Annotated in this window: 16 protein-coding genes and 1 pseudogene; 1 reads left to right on the forward strand and 16 read right to left on the reverse strand. The window is 72.5% G+C overall.

The window, feature by feature from the left end:
* The first annotated feature begins 280 nt into the window (after positions 1-280).
* Positions 281-1510, forward strand: coding sequence for a DUF349 domain-containing protein (locus ACMA1D_RS09555; protein WP_414723433.1), 1230 nt, complete (start codon positions 281-283; stop codon positions 1508-1510).
* 90 nt (positions 1511-1600) lie between these two features.
* Here the strand turns inward: ACMA1D_RS09555 and ACMA1D_RS09560 are convergent, their stop codons facing one another.
* The 16 genes and pseudogenes from ACMA1D_RS09560 to ACMA1D_RS09635 all read right to left on the reverse strand — a co-directional run.
* Positions 1601-4102, reverse strand: coding sequence for a RelA/SpoT family protein (locus ACMA1D_RS09560; RefSeq protein WP_414723434.1), 2502 nt, complete (start codon positions 4100-4102; stop codon positions 1601-1603).
* Between the two features lie 158 nt (positions 4103-4260).
* Positions 4261-4854 (reverse strand): adenine phosphoribosyltransferase, encoded by a 594-nt coding sequence (locus tag ACMA1D_RS09565; protein WP_414723435.1) that lies wholly within the window; start codon positions 4852-4854, stop codon positions 4261-4263.
* A complete protein-coding gene (gene secF, locus ACMA1D_RS09570; protein ID WP_414723436.1) occupies positions 4851-6044 on the reverse strand; it encodes a protein translocase subunit SecF in 1194 nt (397 codons plus the stop codon). Before secF ends, ACMA1D_RS09565 begins: the two co-directional genes overlap by 4 nt.
* 2 nt (positions 6045-6046) lie before the next feature.
* On the reverse strand, positions 6047-7930 hold the full coding sequence (gene secD, locus ACMA1D_RS09575) for a protein translocase subunit SecD (protein ID WP_414723437.1): 1884 nt from the start codon (positions 7928-7930) through the stop codon (positions 6047-6049).
* A gap of 148 nt (positions 7931-8078) precedes the next feature.
* The gene (gene yajC, locus ACMA1D_RS09580) at positions 8079-8588 is read right to left on the reverse strand and encodes a preprotein translocase subunit YajC (protein WP_414723438.1); all 510 of its coding nucleotides are present in this window, start codon (positions 8586-8588) and stop codon (positions 8079-8081) included.
* Between the two features lie 163 nt (positions 8589-8751).
* Entirely contained in the window at positions 8752-9852 is a 1101-nt protein-coding gene (ruvB, locus tag ACMA1D_RS09585) for a Holliday junction branch migration DNA helicase RuvB (RefSeq protein WP_414723439.1), read from the reverse strand.
* 40 nt (positions 9853-9892) lie between these two features.
* Positions 9893-10516: a Holliday junction branch migration protein RuvA gene (ruvA, locus tag ACMA1D_RS09590; RefSeq protein WP_414723440.1), complete on the reverse strand. Its 624-nt coding sequence runs from the start codon at positions 10514-10516 to the stop codon at positions 9893-9895.
* Between the two features lie 209 nt (positions 10517-10725).
* Positions 10726-11274 (reverse strand): annotated as a pseudogene (gene ruvC, locus ACMA1D_RS09595) (crossover junction endodeoxyribonuclease RuvC); the annotation flags it as partial.
* A gap of 222 nt (positions 11275-11496) precedes the next feature.
* Positions 11497-12249, reverse strand: a complete 753-nt coding sequence (locus tag ACMA1D_RS09600; protein WP_414723441.1) for a YebC/PmpR family DNA-binding transcriptional regulator — start codon at positions 12247-12249, stop codon at positions 11497-11499.
* A gap of 142 nt (positions 12250-12391) precedes the next feature.
* Complete coding sequence (gene pdxT / locus ACMA1D_RS09605) at positions 12392-12985, reverse strand: pyridoxal 5'-phosphate synthase glutaminase subunit PdxT (protein ID WP_414723442.1); 594 nt, start codon at positions 12983-12985, stop codon at positions 12392-12394.
* A 166-nt stretch (positions 12986-13151) separates the two neighbouring features.
* Positions 13152-14078 carry a pyridoxal 5'-phosphate synthase lyase subunit PdxS gene (gene pdxS / locus ACMA1D_RS09610; protein ID WP_349992669.1) on the reverse strand — a complete coding sequence of 309 codons (927 nt, stop codon included), beginning with the start codon at positions 14076-14078 and terminating at the stop codon, positions 13152-13154.
* A 343-nt stretch (positions 14079-14421) separates the two neighbouring features.
* Positions 14422-14961: a hypothetical protein gene (locus tag ACMA1D_RS09615; protein ID WP_414723443.1), complete on the reverse strand. Its 540-nt coding sequence runs from the start codon at positions 14959-14961 to the stop codon at positions 14422-14424.
* A gap of 93 nt (positions 14962-15054) precedes the next feature.
* Complete coding sequence (locus tag ACMA1D_RS09620; protein ID WP_414723444.1) at positions 15055-16248, reverse strand: glycosyltransferase family 4 protein; 1194 nt, start codon at positions 16246-16248, stop codon at positions 15055-15057.
* A complete protein-coding gene (locus tag ACMA1D_RS09625) occupies positions 16245-17360 on the reverse strand; it encodes a phosphatidylinositol mannoside acyltransferase (protein ID WP_414723445.1) in 1116 nt (371 codons plus the stop codon). Before ACMA1D_RS09625 ends, ACMA1D_RS09620 begins: the two co-directional genes overlap by 4 nt.
* A complete protein-coding gene (pgsA, locus tag ACMA1D_RS09630; RefSeq protein ID WP_414723446.1) occupies positions 17357-18055 on the reverse strand; it encodes a phosphatidylinositol phosphate synthase in 699 nt (232 codons plus the stop codon). Before pgsA ends, ACMA1D_RS09625 begins: the two co-directional genes overlap by 4 nt.
* 331 nt (positions 18056-18386) lie before the next feature.
* The coding region (locus tag ACMA1D_RS09635) for an FtsX-like permease family protein (RefSeq protein ID WP_414723447.1) at positions 18387-20198 on the reverse strand (1812 nt) is incomplete at its 5' end.

The raw sequence follows: 20198 nt of genomic DNA on the forward strand, positions 1-20198 counted from the left end.
CGGGCGGGCGTACGGGGCGGCCACTCGCCGCGGCCCCGTACGCCCGCCCGGTGCGTACTGGCGCGCGTACTGCGAAATTTCGGTCGCGCTGGATACGGACAGCCGGGCCACCGGTCGCCTATGTTTGCGTCTGTAGGGTGCCTGCTCCGACGGCTGCCGCCCTGCCGAATCGGAACCCCAGCAGCTCGTCGGTCCGGCCCGGCGCTGCCAGGCCGGGAGTAAACCGTGGACGATGCCCGCGGGCCGCGCGCCCGCGCCGGCATCATGTGGAGGAGGCGCTGTGAGCAGCGACCCGTGGGGCCGCGTCGACGAGACGGGGACCGTGTACGTGCGTACGGCCGACGGCGAGCAGGTCGTCGGCTCCTGGCAGGCCGGTTCCCCTGAGGAAGCACTGGCCTACTTCGAGCGCAAGTACGAGGGCCTGGTTGTGGAGATCGGCCTCCTCGAACATCGGGTCAAGACCACCGACCTGTCGGCGAAGGACGCCACGACCGCCGTCGACCACCTGCGCCAGCAGGTCGACGAGCACCACGCCGTCGGCGACCTGGACGCGCTGCGCAAGCGCCTCGACGCGCTCGTGCAGACGGTCGACGCGCGCCGCGAGGAGCGCAAGGCGGCCAAGGCCCGACAGTCCGACGAGGCCCGTAAGGCCAAGGAAGCGCTGGTGACCGAGGCCGAGGAGCTGGCCGCCAGCGAGCAGTGGCGGGCGGCGGGCGAGCGGCTGCGCTCGCTGGTGGACACCTGGAAGGGGCTGCCGCGGCTTGACCGCAAGACGGACGACGAGCTGTGGCACCGCTTCTCGCACGCCCGCTCGGCGTTCTCCAAGCGGCGCAAGGCCCACTTCGCCTCGCTTGACGCGCAGCGCGAGGACGCCCGCAAGGCGAAGGAGAAGCTGGTCGCGGAGGCCGAGTCGCTGTCGAAGTCGACCGACTGGGGCCCCACCGCCGCCCGGTACCGCGAGCTGATGACGGACTGGAAGGCGGCCGGGCGTGCGCAGCGGGAGGCCGAGGAGGACCTGTGGAACAGGTTCCGCGGCGCCCAGGACGTCTTCTTCCAGGCGCGCGGTGAGGTGTTCGCGGAGCGCGACGCCGAGCAGCAGGAGAACCTGACGCGCAAGGAAGAGCTGGTCGTCGAGGCGGAGAAGCTGCTGCCGGTCACCGACCTGAAGGCGGCGCGGGCGGCGTTCCGGTCGATCAACGAGCGCTGGGAGGCCATCGGTCACGTGCCGCGGGACGCCCGGCCGAAGATCGAGGGCCGGATGCACGCCGTGGAGCGGGCCATCCAGGACAGCGAAGAGTCGGAGTGGCGGCGGACCAACCCGGAGGCGCGGGCCCGGGCCGCGGGGCTGACCGGCCAGCTCCAGGCGGCCGTGGACAAGCTCCAGGAGCAGGTCGACAAGGCCAGGGCGGCGGGCAACGACGCCAAGGCGGACAAGCTCACCAAGGAGCTCGAAGGCCGCCAGGCCCTGCTGGACCAGGCGCTGAAGGGGCTCCAGGAGTTCGGCGGCTGAGTCTCTCCGGCCACTGGTTCGGGCGCAGCGACGGCCCCGGTACGCGATGGCGTGCCGGGGCCGTCGGCCTGTGCGGGGAAGGGGCGGGCGTCAGGGCCGGCGGGCCGAGGTCACCCGGTAGACGTCGTAGACGCCCTCCACGCCCCGTACCGCCTTCAGGACGTGGCCCAGGTGCTTCGGGTCGCCCATCTCGAAGGTGAAGCGCGAGGTGGCCACCCGGTCCCTGGAGGTCTGCACGGCGGCGGAGAGGATGTTGACGTGCTGGTCGGAGAGGACCCGGGTGACGTCCGAGAGCAGCCGCGAACGGTCCAGCGCCTCCACCTGGATGGCCACCAGGAAGACCGAGGACTGGGTGGGTGCCCACTCCACGTCGAGGATGCGCTCGGGCTGCTGGGAGAGCGAGTCGACGTTGACGCAGTCGGCGCGGTGCACCGAGACGCCGCTGCCGCGGGTGACGAAGCCGATGATGGGGTCGCCCGGCACCGGCGTACAGCAGCGGGCCAGCTTCACCCAGACGTCCTCGACGCCCTTGACGACCACACCGGGATCGGCACTGGAACGGCGCTTGGTGCGGGTGCGCAGCGGGGTGGACTCGGCGATGTCCTCGGTCGCCGCGTCCTCGCCGCCCAGGCCCTGGACCAGCTTCTGCACGATGTTCTGCGCGGTGACGTGGCCCTCGCCGATGGCCGCGTACAACGAGGAGATGTCCGAGTAGCGCATCTCGTGCGCGAGGGTCACCAGCGAGTCGCCGGTGAGGATGCGCTGGATCGGCAGGTTCTGCTTGCGCATGGCCCGCGCGATGGCGTCCTTGCCCTGCTCGATCGCCTCGTCGCGGCGCTCCTTGGAGAACCAGCCGCGGATCTTGTTGCGGGCCCGGGGCGACTTGACGAAGCCGAGCCAGTCGCGGGAGGGGCCGGCGCCCGGGGCCTTGGAGGTGAAGACCTCGACCAGGTCACCGTTGTCGAGCGTGGATTCCAGCGGCACCAGGCGGCCGTTGACGCGGGCGCCTATCGTGCGGTGGCCGACCTCGGTGTGCACGGCGTACGCGAAGTCGACCGGGGTCGCGCCCGCCGGGAGCGCTATGACGTCGCCCTTGGGCGTGAAGACGAAGACCTCGTTGCGGGAGAGGTCGAAGCGCAGCGACTCCAGGAACTCGCCCGGGTCCTCGGTCTCCTTCTGCCAGTCCAGGAGTTGCCGCAGCCACGCCATGTCGTTGACGGTGTCCTGCCGGTCGCCCTTGCTCTTGGGCACGTCGGTACGGACCTTGGAGGCGCCGGCGACGGCCTCCTGCTTGTACTTCCAGTGCGCGGCGATGCCGTACTCGGCGCGGCGGTGCATGTCGAAGGTGCGGATCTGGAGCTCGACCGGCTTGCCGCTGGGCCCGATGACCGTCGTGTGCAGCGACTGGTACATGTTGAACTTGGGCATCGCGATGTAGTCCTTGAACCGCCCTGGCACCGGGTTCCACCGCGCGTGGATGGTGCCGAGCGCCGCGTAGCAGTCGCGGACGGTGTCCACCAGGACCCGGATGCCCACCAGGTCGTAGATCTCCGCGAAGTCCCGGCCGCGGACGATCATCTTCTGGTACACGGAGTAGTAGTGCTTGGGGCGCCCGGTGACGGTCGCCTTGATGCGGGCCGCCCGCAGGTCGCCCTGGACCTGGTCGGTCACGATCGCCAGGTACTCATCGCGCTTCGGCGCCCGCTCGGCCACCAGCCGCACGATCTCGTCGTACATCTTGGGGTAGAGGATCGCGAAGGCGAGGTCCTCCAGCTCCCACTTGATGGTGTTCATGCCCAGCCGGTGCGCCAGCGGGGCGTAGATCTCCAGCGTCTCGCGGGCCTTCTTCTCCTGCTTCTCCCGCTTGAGGTAGCGCATGGTGCGCATGTTGTGCAGCCGGTCGGCCAGCTTGATGACCAGCACCCGTGGGTCCTTGGCCATGGCGACGACCATCTTGCGCACGGTCTCCGCCTGCGCGGCCTCGCCGAACTTGACCTTGTCGAGCTTGGTGACCCCGTCCACGAGCAGCGCGACCTGGTCGCCGAAGTCGCGGCGCAGGGTGTCAAGGCCGTACTCGGTGTCCTCGACCGTGTCGTGCAGCAACCCCGCCATCAGCGTCGCCGGGTCCATGCCGAGCTCGGCGAGGATGGTGGTGACCGCCAGCGGATGGGTGATGTACGGGTCGCCGCTCTTGCGCTTCTGTCCGCGGTGCCAGCGCTCGGCGACCTGGTACGCGCGCTCGATCTGGCGCAGCGTGGAGGTGTCGGCCTTGGGGTCGTTGGCGCGCACGATGCGCAGCAGCGGTTCGAGGACCGGGTTGTACGGGCTGGAGCGCTGCACGCCGAGCCGGGCGAGGCGGGCGCGGACCCGGTTCGAGGAGTTCTGCCGGGGTGCGGGGCCCGGCTGCGGGCGGGCCGGCACGCTGGTGTTCGGGCCGCCGGCGGGCAGTTCGGCCGGGGGCTTGGGCCCCGGCTTCGGCCCGGGGGTGGATGCGCCGCCGCCGTTCTTGGGCGCGCTGGCGGCCGGCCTGCTCCCCGCGGTGTTCGGCTCCTCGGGGTGCGCGGCGGTCAGCGGCTTGGCCTCGTCTGGCAAGAGCACTCCTCACGCGGGACCGGTCCGTAACACGGGGGTCGGACAGCCATGGTATCGATCCCGCCACACCCATTGTCCCGCCGAGTCGGGCGCCCCGGCACGCCGAAGGCGGGCACCCGGGTGTTCCCAGATGCCCGCCTTCGGTACGACTTCGCAGGTCAGACGGTGGTCAGCGCCTCCAGCGGGGCGCCGTCCAAGCTGGCTTGGAGTCGCTGCCTGCCGGCCAGGAAGCCGAGCTCAAGCAGGACCGCCACCCCGGCGACCTGGGCCCCGGACCTGCGGATGAGGTGCAGCGACGCCTCGGCCGTGCCTCCGGTGGCCAGAACGTCGTCGATGACCAGGACCCGCTCGCCGGGCCGCAGCGCATCGGCGTGCATCTCGATCTCGGCCGTGCCGTACTCCAGCTCGTACGCCTGCCGCAGCGTCGTCCCGGGCAGCTTGCCCGCCTTGCGCACAGGTACGAAGCCGACCCCGGCGCGCACCGCGACCGGCGCGGCCAGGATGAAGCCGCGCGCTTCGAGGCCGATGACCTTGTCCGCGCGGTGTGTGTGGCACAGCGCGGCCAGGGCCTCGGTCAGGGCGCCGAAGGCGACCGGGTCGGCCAGCAGCGGGGTGATGTCCTTGAACATCACCCCGGGCTGCGGGTAGTCCGGGACGTCGTGGATGCGGCTGAGCAGCAGGGAGCGCAGCTCCGCCGCGCCGGCCGGGCCCGGGGTCGCGGGCCCGGCAGCGGTGGTCTCGGCCCCGCTCATCGGCGCTTGCCCGACGGGCGGCCCCGGCCGCGGTTGCGGTTCGGCTGGTTCCGGGCGGCGCGGGAGCCCGTCGTGCCGCGCGGGCCGACCACGCCGGCCGCCGCCGCTTCCTCGGCGTCCACCGGCTCGTCGTCATCGATGCCGTCGGCGTCGTCGGCGCCGGAGTCGTCCGCGTCCTCCTGCGCGTCCTCGCCGGCGCCGGCCGATTCGGCCCGGGCCGCGGCGGCTGCACGCTTGGCGCGCACCCGCTTGGCCAGGGCCTTCATCTGCGGGTCGCGCTCCTTCAGGTCGGCGACCAGCGGCGTGGCGATGAAGATCGAGGAGTACGCGCCGGCTGCGAGGCCCACGAACAGCGCCAGCGAGATGTCGTTGAGCATGCCGGCGCCCAGGAAGCCGCCGCCGATGAAGAGCAGGCCGGCGACCGGGAGCAGCGCCACCACGGTGGTGTTGATGGAGCGCACCAGGGTGGCATTGAGGCTGCGGTTGGCGATCTCGCTGTAGGTGTAGCGGGTCTGCTTGGTGAGTCCCTTGGAACTCTCGCGGAGGCCGTCGAAGACGACCACGGTGTCGTACAGCGAATAACCGAGGATGGTGAGCAGACCGATCACCGTGCCCGGTGTGACTTCGAAGCCGACCAGCGCGTACACACCGACCGTGATCGTGAGGTCGTGGACCAGCGCGATGAGGGCGGCCAGCGCCATGCGCCACTCGAAGGCGATGGCTAGGTAGATCACCACGAGCAACATGAAGATCGCTAGGCCCTGCCATGCCTTGCGGGCGATCTCCTCACCCCAACTCGGGCCGACGAGCTGGGTGTTGATCTTCGAGGCTTCGACGCCGAGGTCCTTGGCGAGCGCTTCCTGGACCGGCTGGGCGGCCTCGGTGTCCAGATCGCTGATCTGGATGCGCAGTCCGCCGCCGCCGAGCTTCTGGGCGATCGCCGTGTGGCCTTCGGCGGCGCCCTCCGCCTTCTCGCGTGCGTCGTCGGCCGAGACGCTGGTCTTCGGGGTGGTGAAGACCGCGCCGCCGGAGAACTCAATGCCCATGTGCAGACCACGCACCGCGAGGCCGACGATGGCCGTGATGGTGATCAGGATGGAGATGCCGTACCAGATCTTCCGCTTGGCGACGAAGTCGTAGCCGACCTCGCCCCGGTAGAGCCTGGCGCCGAGGTCACCGAGTCGCGACATCTTCACGCCTCCTTCGTGTCAGCGGGGGCGGTGGGGCGACGGCGGCGCAGCGGCGGCTTGGCACCGAGACGCTGCGGGTCAAGGCCCGACCAGGGGTGCCCGTCCGCGAAGAACTTGCGGGTGGCGAGGAGCGTCATCAGCGGCTTGGTGAAGAAGAAGACCACCACGACGTCCAGCAGCGTGGTCAGACCCAGCGTGAACGCGAAGCCCTGCACCTTGCCGACCGTGACGATGAAGAGCACCGCGGCGGCGAGGAAGGACACGAAGTCCGAGACCAGGATGGTGCGCCGGGCCCGGGGCCAGCCGCGCTGCACGGCCGGGCGCAGCGTGCGGCCCTCGCGGATCTCGTCCCGGACGCGTTCGAAGTAGACGATGAACGAGTCGGCGGTGATGCCGATGGCCACGATCGCACCACAGACGGCCGGCAGGTTCAGGGCGAACTGGATCGCCTCGCCGAGCAACACCATCAGCGAGTACGTCAGCGTGGCCGAGACCGCGAGGCTGGCGATGGCCACCAGGGCCAGGCCGCGGTAGTAGATGACCATGTACAGGATGACCAGGACGAGGCCGATGGCACCGGCGATCAGACCGGCCCGGAGCTGCTCTTCACCGAGGGCCGAGGAGACGGTGGTCTCGTCGACGATCTCGAAGGTCAGCGGCAGCGAACCGTAGGACAGGATGTTGGCGAGGTCGTCGGCTTCCTTCTGGCTGAAGCCACCGGAGATCTCCGCCTTGCCGCCCTTGATCGCAAAGTTGACCTCGGCGTTCGAGGCGACCTCGCCGTCGAGCACGATGCCGAACTGGTTCTGCGGGGACTGCTGCTTGGCCAGCTCGCCGGTGATCTTGCCGAACTGCTTGCCGCCCTTGCCGTCGAAGTCGAGCTGCACGATCCAGCCGGAGCCGCCCTGCGTGCTGAAGACCGCGGACGCGTCGTCCACGCGGTCGCCCTCAAGCTCGACCGGGCCCAGGATGAACTTGGCCTGGCCCTTGCGGTCACAGGCCACGATGGGCTCGTCGTTGGGGCGGGCGGCGGCTAGCTTGCTGGCGTCGGAGCGGGACTTGGCGGTCGAGCAGTCCAGCGCCGCGAACTGCTTCTGCAAGTCCTCGGCCTGCTTGGCCTGCGCGGCTTCTTCCTTGGACGGCTTCTTCGCCGGCTCTTCCTGCTTGTCAGCCGGGCCGCTGGCGGAGGGGTTCGGGGTGGGCGCCTTCAACGCGCTGGGGATGGCGCGGCCCTGGGTGGTGGCGGAGGTGCTGGGGGTCGCACCGTCGGCCTTGTCGGCGTCGCTCTTGTCACCGTCCTTGCCGTCGGCACCCTTGTCGGCGTCCTTGCCGTCGGCTGGACTTTTATCGCCGTCCTTGCCGCCGTCGCCGTCCTTGTCGCCCTTATCCCCATCGCCCTTGTCGCCGCCCTTGTCACCCTGCTTGCTGGGCGTCTTATCGGGCTTGGGCGGGTTCGCGGGGTCGGCGGTGCGCTTGCCGTCCGCGATGGTCAGCACCGGGCGGAAACCGAGCTTGGCCGTCGTGCCGACCTGGTTACGGGCCTGCTTCGCGTCCGTCCCCTTGGGGATGTTGACGATGATGTGCTTACGACCCTGCGTCTGGACCTCGGCCTCGGAAACACCGAGACCGTTGACGCGCCGCTCCATGATGTTGACGGCGGTGTCCATGTTGTCGCTGTTGATCGCATTGGGCTTGCCCGGCTCGTTCTTGGCCTCCAGCGTGAAGCTGGTTCCACCCGCGAGGTCGATCCCCAGCCGCGGGGTGGTGTTGCCGGAGAGGAACATTCCTCCGACCAACGCCACCATGGCGACCAAGATCCCGACGAGGGCACGACCGGGCCTGCCCTGGGCCCCGGGGGACCTACGGCCCTTCTTCGGTGCTGCCACCTTTTCGTTTCTCCCTGTCCAACCGCCGGGCGACGGATGTGCGCCAGGCGGCCACGAAGTGTTATGGGGACGTGCCCCCGCCGGAGCCTAAACCGTCTCCGCGCCGCTGTGCACCGAGCGGTGGTGCCCTACGGCCTGTGAAGTCCGGCTACTTCGCGTCGCCGTCGTCGGAACCCTTGCGGTCCTCCGACGTGGTGCCCTCCGGCTTCGCGTCCTGCGGCTCCGTCGTGTCGGCGTCCGCGGCGTCGGTCTTCTTCTCGTCGTCGCTCGCGTCGCCCTTGGTGATGTCGACCCGACGGTCGGTGTCCCCGGCGGCCTCGGTCAGGGAAGAGGCGTCGTCGGGAACCACGGGGGCATCCTCATCGTGCTCGGGCTCGATGCCGTGCACGATGCGGTTGTACTCGGCGTCGTCCAGGACGGCACCCACCGAATTCTTCGCGTAAATGGCGTGCACGCCCGGCGCGACCTCCAGCAGGAGCGTGTCGTCGGTGACTTCCTTGACCGTGGCGTACATGCCGCCGATCGTCCGTACGCCGGTGCCCGGCTGGATCTGGTCACGCATCTGCGCGGCCTGGCGCTGCTTGTTCTTGGCCGACCGGGTCATCAGGATCATGGCCCCGATGAGCACGATGAACGGCAGGAGAGTCACGATATTCACGGGACGGAATTTCCTTCGCACGACCGCGAATGCACGGCCTGGTATACGGGGGTGGGTGCGCCGCACTGAACGGACGGCATCGGCGGAGTCTAAGCGAGCCCGCGCCTAAGGAACAACGCCCAGCATTGCACCGGGGTTCCTGGCTCGACCAGTGTCCGCGCCGTCACCCGTCGAACAGTCCTGGCTGCGCACCGCCACCCGCGCCCTGCGGCGGCGTCAGTCCCAGGTGTGCCCAGGCCGCCGCGGTGCCCACCCGGCCGCGCGGCGTTCGGGCCAGCAGACCTTCCCTGACGAGGAAGGGCTCGGCCACTTCCTCGACCGTCTCGCGCTCCTCCCCCACCGCGACGGCCAGCGTGGAGAGGCCCACCGGGCCGCCGCCGAAGAGTTTGAGCAGGGCGGTCAGCACGGCCCGGTCGAGCCGGTCGAGGCCGCGTCCGTCCACGTCGTACACCGCGAGGGCGCGCGCCGCGATCTCCTTGGTGATCACGCCGTCGGCCTTGACCTGGGCGTAGTCGCGGACGCGGCGCAGCAGCCGGTTGGCGATGCGCGGCGTGCCGCGGGAGCGGCCGGCGATCTCGGCGGCGCCCTCGCCGTCGATCTCGACGTCGAGCAGCCGCGCGGAGCGGTGCACGACACGCTCAAGTTCGGCGGCGCCGTAGAACTCCATGTGACCGGTGAAGCCGAACCGATCGCGCAGCGGCGGCGGCAGCAGGCCGGCCCTGGTGGTGGCCCCGACCAGGGTGAACGGCGGCAGTTCCAGCGGAATGGCGGTGGCGCCCGGGCCCTTGCCGACGATCACGTCGACGCGGAAGTCCTCCATCGCCATGTAGAGCATTTCCTCGGCGGGCCGGGACATCCGGTGGATCTCGTCGAGGAAGAGCACCTCGCCCTCGGTGAGGGAGGAGAGGATCGCGGCGAGGTCTCCCGCGTGCTGGATCGCGGGCCCCGACGTGATCCGGATAGGTGCACCCATCTCCGCCGCGATGATCATCGAAAGGGTGGTTTTGCCCAGGCCCGGCGCGCCGGACAGCAGAACGTGGTCGGCGGTGCTACCGCGCTGCCGCGCCGCACGCAGCACCAGGTCCAGCTGTTCGCGGACGCGCTCCTGGCCGACGAACTCGCCCAGGTCCTTCGGCCGCAGCGCGGCCTCGATGGCCTGCTCCTCGCCGTCCGCCTCGGCGCCCAGCAGCCGATCGGCGGCGCCCAGGCCGACCGGGTCGGCCAGGTGCGCAGCGTGCTCGCCGTGGGTGTCGTCCCCGTTCATGACGTCCTCTCTGGTACGTGCGGTGCGGTGCCGCGGGCGGTCAGCGGCCTCGGCCCAGCGTCTGGAGCGCGGCCCGCAACAGGGCCGACACCTGCGGCTGCTCCCCCTTGGCGAGGGCTTCGTCGGCCTGCGGGGAGACGGCCGCCACGGCCTCGTCGGCCTCCCGGGTGGCGTAGCCGAGGCCGATCAGCGCGCCGTGCAGTTGGTCGCGCCAGCCGGCGGTGACCGCGCTGCCGACCCGGGCGGCTGCGCCGGGTCCGGTGGGCTCGCCCAGCCGGTCCTTCAGTTCGAGCAGCAGGCGTTGGGCGCCCTTCTTGCCGATGCCGGGGACGGCGGTCAGCGCCTTCTCGTCGCCGCCGGCCACCGCGCGGCGCAACGCGTCGGGGCTGTGCACCGCGAGCATGGCCTGGGCCAGCCGGGGGCCCACTCCGCTGGCGGTCTGGAGCAGTTCGAAGACCTGGCGTTCGTCGTCGTCGGCGAAGCCGTACAGGGTCAGCGAGTCCTCGCGGACGACGAGCGAGGTGGCGAGCCTGGCGCTCTGTCCGACGCGGAGGGTGGCCAGCGTGCCCGGGGTGCACTGCACCGCCATGCCGACGCCGCCGACCTCGACGACGGCGAGGTCGGGCGCGAGGGCGGCGATCTGCCCGGAGACGAACGCGATCATGCGGGATCCTTCCGGGTGGGTGCGGGGGCCGCGGCCCGGTGCGCGGCGGGAGGCTGGGCGCCGGGGGGCTGTGTGGTGGGACGCTGCGCGGCCGGCGGCTGCGCGGCGAGGGGGGACGCGGCGGCGGGCGACGGTGCGGCGGGGGCGCCAGCCGGCTCGCCCGCTGGCTGGGGAGGCCGTGCGGCGGGGCGCCCGCGGGGCGCGGCGCGGCCGGTGGCCGTGCGCGCAGTGGCCGGCGTGCGGGCCTGGCGGTGGGCGGCCACCGCCTGTTGGAGACGGTTGGTGGCCGGGGCCCGCCAGATGTGGCAGATGGCGAGCGCGAGCGCGTCGGCCGCGTCGGCGGGCTTGGGTGGCGCGTCCAGCCGCAGCAGCCGGGTGACCATGGCCCCGACCTGCGCCTTGTCGGCCCGCCCCGAGCCGGTGACGGCGGCCTTGACCTCGCTGGGCGTGTGCAGGGCGACGGGCAGCCCGCGGCGGGCGGCACAGAGCATGGCGACGGCGCTCGCCTGTGCCGTGCCCATCACGGTCTGGACGTTGTGCTGGCTGAACACCCGCTCCACGGCGACCAGTTCGGGCCGGTGGGTCTCCAGCCACTGCTCTATGCCGCGCTCGATCAGCACGAGCCGGTCGCCGGTCTCGGCGTCGGCCGCGGTGCGGATGACGCCGACGTCGACCATGCGCAGCGGGCGGCCCGCGACGCCGTCGACGACGCCGATGCCACAGCGGGTCAACCCCGGGTCCACACCAAGCACCCGCATCGCGCGCCCCCTCACTCGTCCCTCGTCCACCGGCCGGGTTCACACCCCTGAACAGGCACAGTAGCCGGTACCTGTGACAATGCGAGGGGCCGACGGGTTGCCCCCGTCGGCCCGGTCACGCAATGTTCCGCGGCCCGGGCGCTGCCGGGCCGGTCGGGTGTGCCGCAGTGTGGGTCGGCGCGGCCTGTTCGACCGCCCCACCCGCCGCGCGCCGCCCGCGCGTTAGGCGTCGACCTTCGCCATGACCTCGTCCGACACGTCGAAGTTGGCGAAGACGTTCTGCACGTCGTCGCTGTCCTCCAGCGCGTCGATGAGCTTGAAGATCTTCCGCGCGCCGTCCTCGTCCAACTCGACCTGCATGGTCGGTACGAAGTTGGCGTCGGCCGAGTCGTAGTCGATGCCCTCCTGCTGGAGGGCGGTGCGGACCGCGACCAGGTCGGTGGCCTCGCTGATCACCTCGAACGTCTCGCCGAGGTCGTTGACCTCCTCGGCCCCCGCGTCGAGCACGGCGCCGAGGACGTCGTCCTCGGACAGCTCGGCCTTGGGGACGATCACCACGCCCTTGCGGTTGAACAGGTACGAGACCGAGCCCGGGTCGGCCATCGAGCCGCCATTGCGGGTCATGGCGACGCGCACGTCCGAGGCCGCGCGGTTGCGGTTGTCGGTGAGGCACTCGATGAGCACCGCGACACCGTTCGGGCCGTAGCCCTCGTACATGATCGTCTCGTAGTCGGCGCCGCCCGCTTCAAGACCGGCACCGCGCTTGACGGCGCTGTCGATGTTCTTGTTCGGCACCGAGCTCTTCTTGGCCTTCTGGATGGCGTCGAAGAGGGTCGGGTTGCCGTCCGGGTCGGCGCCGCCGGTCCGCGCGGCGACCTCGATGTTCTTGATCAGCTTCGCGAAGAGCTTGCCGCGCTTGGCGTCGATCACGGCCTTCTTGTGCTTCGTCGTAGCCCATTTAGAGTGGCCGGACATCCGCCTGTCTCCTTCGCGTAACCAAATTCCTTACGAACGCCTGCGATCCTACCGGGATCACGGGGTGTGGCTGCGCCGGGACTCCGGGCGGGTTCCGGGCGCGGGGTGCGGGGCCGGGGCGGCGGCCCGGGGGCGGGGGCGGTCAGCCCGCGCGGACCATGCTGACGAACAGCTCGTGCACGCGGTGGTCGCCGGTCAGCTCCGGGTGGAAGGAGGTGGCCAGTACGTTGCCCTGGCGGACGGCGACGGTGTGGCCCTCGTGCACGGCGAGCACCTCGACGGCCGCGCCGACCGACTCGACCCACGGGGCGCGGATGAACACGCCGTCCACCGGGTCGCCCGCGATGCCCTGCATCTCCACCGCGGCCTCGAAGGACTCGTTCTGCCGGCCGAAGGCGTTGCGGCGCACGGTCATGTCGATGCCGCCGACGCTCTCCTGGTCGTCCCTGCCGTCCAGGATCTTGTCGGCCAGCATGATCATGCCGGCGCAGGTGCCGTAGACCGGCATCCCCGCGCGCACCCGCGCGCGCAGCGGTTCGAGCAGTCCGAAGACCACCGCGAGCTTGGACATCGTGGTGGACTCACCGCCCGGGATGACCAGGGCGTCGACCTCGGCGAGCTCTTCGGGGCGGCGTATCGGCCGGGCCACAGCGCCGGCGGCGGCCAGCGCGATCAAGTGCTCGCGTACGTCGCCCTGGAGGGCGAGGACGCCGATGGTGGGGGTGTCGGTGGACACGGGGTGGAACCTCGCAAGGGGATGTGGCCGGGCGCCGGGCCGCGGCCGGGGGCTGCTGGCGGGGTGGGCGGCGCGTCCCGGGGCGGGGCCGAACGGCTCCGCCCGGTGTGCGGCGGTGCGGCCCCGCACCGGGCGGGGCCGCACCGCCGTGCCGACCAGGGCCGGACTACCAGCCGCGGTTGGCGTAGCGCTCGGCCTCGGGGAGGGTGTCGCAGTTGATGCCGACCATGGCCTCGCCCAGGTTGCGCGAAACGTCGGCGATGACCTTGGGGTCGTCGTAGAAGGTGGTGGCCTTCACGATGGCGGCGGCGCGCTTGGCGGGGTCGCCCGACTTGAAGATGCCGGAGCCGACGAAGACGCCCTCGGCGCCGAGCTGGCGCATCAGCGCGGCGTCGGCGGGGGTGGCCACACCACCGGCGGAGAACAGCACGACCGGCAGCTTGCCGAGCTCGGCGACCTCCTTGACCAGCTCGTACGGGGCGCGCAGCTCCTTGGCCGCGGCGAACAGCTCGTTGTGGTCCAGGGCGCGCAGCCGGCCGATCTCGTTCTTGATCTGGCGCAGGTGGCGGACGGCCTCCACGACGTTGCCGGTGCCGGCCTCGCCCTTGGAGCGGATCATCGCCGCGCCCTCGGCGATGCGGCGCAGGGCCTCGCCCAGGTTGGTCGCACCGCAGACGAAGGGGGTGGTGAAGGCCCACTTGTCGCTGTGGTTGACCTCGTCGGCGGGGGTGAGGACCTCGGACTCGTCGATGTAGTCGACGCCGAGCGACTGGAGCACCTGGGCCTCGACGAAGTGGCCGATGCGGGACTTGGCCATGACGGGGATGGAGACCGCGTTGATGATCCCGTCGATCATGTCGGGGTCGGACATCCGGGCGACGCCGCCGTCCTTGCGGATGTCGGCGGGGACGCGCTCCAGGGCCATGACCGCGACGGCGCCGGCGTCCTCAGCGATCTTCGCTTCCTCGGGCGTGACGACGTCCATGATCACGCCGCCCTTGAGCTGCTCGGCCATGCCGCGCTTGACGCGGGCGGTGCCGGTCTCGGGGTGCTGGGAAGCGGTTTCAGGCGTGCTGGGGGACGTGCTCGACACGGTGTGACCTCACTCGATGCGAATGGTGCGATGGACCCATCGTAGGCCCGTTCGAAACCGGATCCGGCAGGTACGTCCGGTCCAGGTACGGGCCGATACTGCTACACCTCTGACAAAACCCGCTGGTGGCCTGGGTCGGCAAGGGCCAATTCCAGGCCGGTGGCTCGTGACCGTACGAGCCGTCGCCGGCGGGGGCGCTGCCGGTGGCCGGGGGGTGCGCGGCTGGCGCAAGGGGTGCGGCGTGCACACCGGCGGCGCCGGACGGCTCTGCGCGCGCCAACGCGAGGCGTCAGGCGGCAGGTCAGATCACGTCAGGTCAGATCAGGTCAGGTCAGGCGGCCCGTTACGGCACCGGGTCGGCGAGGGCGGTCGGCGGTTCGTCGTCCATCTCGAAGGCGAGCGGGAAGGGCGCGTGCCCGGCGAGCCGGAACCAGCGGACCTTGCGGTGTCGGCGCAGGGCGCGGGCCGCCCGTACCGCGTCGTTGTGGAACCGCCTGGCCATCGGCACCCGGCGGACCGCCGCCACCAGTTCGCCCAGCGCCGCGTCGCCGCCGGGCGCCTGCTGGACGGCCTCGACCTGGGCGGGTTCGGCGAAGACCGCGCGCAGCGCCTGGCTCAGTTCGCTCTCGGCCACCTCGCGGTGCTCCTCCTCCGCCTGCCTGGCGTGCTGCGCCGCCTGGTAGAGCAGGAGGGACGAGGCCGGGTCGAGCAGGCTTGAGGTGGCCATTTCCTGGGCGACCGAGGCGCGCCGCAGCAGTTGCGCGTCGAGCGCGGCGCGGGTGGCGTCCAGCCGGGTGTGCAGTCGGTCCAGGCGCCCCGCGGTCCACAGCAGATATCCGGCGATGGCGAGGAGAACGACCGCGATCCAGATCAAAGTGGTCACGCCGGGTCACGGTACCGGTTTCCGGCCACCGCCCCCGCCACGGCCGGGGCCCCGGCCGTGGCCCGGGAGACCGTCCCCCACCTGGGACTTGGGCTACTCCCGGGTCAGCCCGAAGCGGAACCAGGGTGCCGACCGCTCGTCGGTGGCGACCGAGGCGGCGCCCGCCGTGACCGTTTCGTACACGGCCAGGATGTCCGCGCCCACCGTCGACCAGTCGAAGCGGCGCACGTGCCGGGAGCCGCGGGCGCGCAGTTCCGCGCGGCGCTGCGGGTCGGCGATGAGCCGCACCGCTGCCGCGGCCAGCGCGTCCGCGTCCTCGTTGCGGAAGAGCTCGCCCGCCTCGCCCCGGTCGAGCACCTGGGCGAAGGCGTCCAGGTCGCTGGCGAGCACCGGGGCGCCGGCCGACATCGCCTCGACGAGGATGATGCCGAAGCTCTCGCCGCCGGTGTTGGGCGCCACGTACAGGTCGACGCTGCGCAGCAGTCGCGCCTTGTCCTCGTCGCTGACCATGCCGAGGAAGGTGACCCGCTCGCGCACGGCGGCCGGCAGGTCGGCGACGGCCTCTTCGGTGTCGCCGCGCCCTGCGACCAGCAGCCGGGTCTCCGGATGGGCGGCCAGGATCTGCGGCAGCGCCTGCATCAGCACCGGCAGCCCCTTGCGGGGTTCGTCGATGCGGCCGATGAAGCCGATGGTGTGGCCGCCGCTGCCGGTGCCCGTCGCTGACGCCCCGCCGCGCCAGTCGTCCCTGGGCTCGGCCCGTTCGAAGAAGTCCACGTCGACCCCGTTGGGGATGACGACGGCGTCCCCGCCCAGGTGTTCCACCAGGGTGCGCCTGGCGTACTCGCTCACCGCGATGCGCGCGCTGATCTTCTCCAGCGCGGCTTGCAGGATCGGGTACGCGGCGATCATCGCCCGGGAGCGCGGGTTGGAGGTGTGGAAGGTGGCCACGATCGGGCCCTGGGCGGCCCAGCAGGCCAGCAGCCCGAGCGAGGGCGAGGTCGGCTCGTGGATGTGGATCACGTCGAAGTCGCCCTCGTGCAGCCAGCGGCGGACCCGGGCGGCGGAGAGGAAGCCGAAGTTGAGCCGGGCGACGGAGCCGTTGTACGGCACGGGCACCGCCCGCCCGGCGGAGACCGCGTACGGCGGCAGCGGCGTGTCCTCGTCCGCGGGGGCGAGCACCGAGACCTCGTGGCCGCTGCGGATGAGGTGCTCGGCCAGGTCGCGGATGTGGAACTGCACGCCGCCGGGAACGTCCCACGAATACGGGCAGACGATCCCGATCCTCACCTGGGCTCCGTTTCGCGGCTGCTGTCGTTGTCGGGGGTGGGGCCAGCGCTCGAAGCCGGGCCGCTGGCGTCGGCGCCGCTGGCGTCGGCGCTGATTTCACGTCCGTCCGCGGGACCGGATTCCGGGCCGGGCCGAACGGGCTCAGCAGGCTCAGCGAGTCCAACGGTTTCAGCGGGCTCGGCGGACTCGGCGCTGCCGTCGCGGCCCTGCGCCCCGTCCTCCGGGCGCGGCGCGAGGTCGCTCAGCCACAGGCGTTGCAGCATGTGCCAGTCGTACGGGTGGTCGGCGATGCCGCCGGCGAAGACGTCGGCCAGCCGCTGGGTCATCACCGCGGTGCGCTCGGCGCGGGTGCCCTCGCCCGGGTCCTCGATCGGTGGGTGCACCTGGCCCTGCATGATCGGCGACCGGTCGTACCAGAGGGTGACCGGCAGCAGCAGCGCACCGGTGCGCACCGCCAGCGACGCGGGTCCGCCGGGCATCTTCGTGGTCTCGCCGAAGAAGGCCACCTCGACGCCGGTGTCCGACAGGTCGCGGTCGGCGACCAGGCAGACCAGGCCGCCGGCGCGCAGCCGCCTGGCCAGCGAGCCGAACGCGCTGCCCCCGGTGTGCGGCAGCACCTCCATGCCCAGGCCCTCGCGGTAGGCGACGAACCGGTCGTAGAGCGAGGCGGGCTCAAGCCGCTCCATGACGGTGGTGAACGGGACCCCGAGCGAGGTGGTGACCCAGGCCCCCGCGAGGTCGTAGTTGGCCATGTGGGGCAGGGCGAGGACCACGCCGCGCCCGCTGGCCAGGCCGTCGGTCAGATGGTGCACGTCGGCGGGGGCGAAGCCGCCGCGGATGCGGTCCTTGCTCCAGGCCGGCAGCCGGAAGGACTCCAGCCAGTAGCGGGTGTACGAGCGCAGGCCGAGCCGGGAGAGGGCGGCCAGGCGGGCGGCGGAGGCCTGCGGCACCACGCGCGCGAGGTTGGCCTCCAGTTGGCGGACGCCGCTGCCGCGGCGGCGCCACACGGCGTCGGCCGCGTGCCGGCCGGCGCGGGTGACGAGCGGCTCGGGCAGCGCCTTCAGCGCGCTCCAGCCGGCTCCGTACGCCGCGTCGGTCAGCCGCTCCCTCACGCCTGCTCGCCTCCTCGGCGCACCGAGGCGCCGGCCCCGGCGGGCGCCTCGGCCTCGGCGGCTGCCGCGTCGGCCTCGTACGCCTCCCGGCGCACCGTGACCACCCGCTGGACCAGCGTGACCAGGCTGCCCACGGCGACCGCCCACAGCGCGATCGGCAGCAGGATGTCGATGTGCGGCACGCCGAACTTGTGCAGTCCGGAGAAGCCGCAGGCGACCAGCGAGATGACCAGCCGTTCGGCGCGCTCGACCAGCCCGTTGACGTTCACCGGCAGGCCGATGGACTCGCCGCGGGCCTTGGTGTACGACACGACCTGGCCGCTGGCCAGGCAGAAGATGGTGACCGCGCACAGCGTGATGCTGTCGCCGCCGCCCGCGTACCACAGGGCGAGCCCGCCGAAGATGGCCCCGTCGGCGACCCGGTCGAGCGTGGAGTCCAGGAAGGCGCCCCAGCGGCTTGACCGGCCGAGCTGGCGCGCCATGTTGCCGTCGACCAGGTCGGAGAAGACGAACAGGGTGATGACCACCGTGCCCCAGAAGAACTCCCCCTGCGGGTAGAAGACCAGCGCGCCGGCCATGACCCCACCGGTTCCGATGAGGGTCACGGCGTCGGGGCTGACCCCGAGCCGGATGAGCAGGGCGGCGAACGGCGTGAGAACACGCGTGAAGAACGCACGCGCGTACTTGTTCAGCATGGCCTTCCCGAAGGGTCGTAACGGGCCGTGTGGTCAACGGGCCACCGGCTGGCCCATCGTAGTCACGGGTCACGGTGCGCCGCGCACGCACGGCAGCCGCTGGCAGCGCGACGGCCTGCGGGCGGGGGCTTGCTGGTGCGGTCGGTGGGGCGCACGGCTGCGGCGGGCGGGGACCTGCGGGTGCGGCGGGCGGGGGCTGTCAGCGCCAGCCCCGGCCCCGGTGGCGCCGGTCGTCTCCCGCGGGCCGCCGGCGCCGCGGGACTACGCGAGCCGCCTGTCAGCGCCGCCGGGCCACCGATGCCACCGCGCGTGCGCGCCCCGCCCGCCGCGTTCACTGCGGCTGGGCCCCGCCCGTCGTGGTGACCGCCCGTAGCAGCGGCCGACTGAGGGCGCTGGCCGCGAGCAGGCCCGCCAGGCCGAGGCCGATGGCGCCGGCGAGGAGGACCGCCCCGGGCAGGTCGAGCGTTGCCGAGCCGCCGGCCAGGGTCAGCGGTGCGGCGCAGAAGACGCCGGTGAGGACGGCACCGCCGCCGAGCACGGCCACCGGCAGGACGGTCTCCACGCGCCGCGCCCGGTCCAGTACGGACAGCGGGGTGCCGGCCAGCCGGAGCAGGCGGTAGGTGCGGCGGCGGTCGAGTACGGCGGCGGCAGCGGTGATGCCCGCCGACGCGGCGGCCACCACGAAGGTCGCACCGAGCACCAGCAGGATCGCCCGTCGGAAGTCGGCGGCGAACAGCCGGCCCGAGGCGCCGACGTCGGGCCCGGTGACCGGGTACTGGCCGGGGACGAGACCGGTCAGCGCGGCCCGGGCCCGGTCCAGGTCGGCGCCGCCGCCCGGCACGTCGACGGTGAGTTGGCGGCTGCCGCGCGCCCCGGTGGCGATCTCGGTGACTTCGGAGGTCTCGGTGGTCTCGGTGGTCCCAGTGACGTCGGCGACCGCAGTGACGTCGGCGTCGGCGTCCGCGTCGGCGGAGACAGTGGCGTCGGCGCTGGCTGGGCTGGTGGTCCCGGCAGGGCCGGACGTACTGGCGAGACCGGACGTACGGGCAGAGCCGGCCGTGCTGGCAGAGCCGGTCGCGTTGACAGGGCCAGCCGTCCCGACGACGGCCCGTACCCCCGCACGTTCCAGCCGCTGCTCGGCCGCCGTGCTCACGGCGGCCAGCCGCGATGCGGGCACCGCGAGCGCGAGCCGGTCGGGTGGGCCGGGGGCCGGGTGGTCGCCGACCGCCAGCAGGGCGAAGAACCCGGCGACGAAGCCGGCCAGGGTCAACCCGGACACGGTGCGCCAGGCCGCCTTCGGGTCGTCGATCAGCCGCCGGCCGGCCAGCAGCGTCGCCGCGCCCCTGGCCCGCCGGGCGACGGCACGACCGAGCAGGCCGACCACCCACGGGCCGATGGCGGACAGCGCGAGGAAGACGACGGCGACCAGGTAGACGATGCTGTCGATGCTCGTGCCCGCGTCCTTGGTGAGCTGCCAGTAGCCGACCAGCGCGGCGCCGAAGAACACCGCCCGGACCGCGCGCAGCCGCGGCACCCTGGCGCGCCGGGCCACCCCGAGCGGACCGATCACCACCTGCCGCAGCCCGGCCAGCGCACTGCCCACCACCATCGCCACCACGCCGGCCACCACGCCGAGTACGAGGGGCGCGCCCAGCCACAGGTCGGCCGGGTACCAGCGGCCTCCGGCGGCCGGCACCCGGGCGGCCAGCGGGAGCAGGGCGGCATAGCCGAGGGCGCCGAGCAGCGCGCCGGCGGTGCCGGTGAGTGCGGCCTCGGCGGCGGTCAGGCCAGCGATCCTGGCCGGGGTGGCGCCGACCAGCCGTAGCGCGGCCAGCCGCCGGTCGCGGCGGGCCAGGGTGAGCCGGGCCGATGAGGCGCCGAGCACCAGCAGCGGGACGAGCACGAGCACGGTGGCGACCTTGGCGAGCGCCGTGTACAGGTCGCCGGTGCCCCAGGTCGCGGCACGGCCGGTGAAGTCGGCCACCGGCGTGGGCGGCGCGATCTCGCCCGGCCGGCGCGGGTCGGCGGCCCTGGGTGCGGTCACCGCGGGCGCGCCGGCCCGGTGGCCGAGGACCGCGACCAACTCCCCCGGCCTGGTCAGCGCCGCCCGGCCGACGGTGCCGGCGCGCCGGGCGCCGGCCGG

It is taken from the genome of Streptomyces sp. 796.1, from assembly GCF_047525675.1.
In the GTDB taxonomy this organism is placed as follows: domain Bacteria; phylum Actinomycetota; class Actinomycetes; order Streptomycetales; family Streptomycetaceae; genus Streptomyces.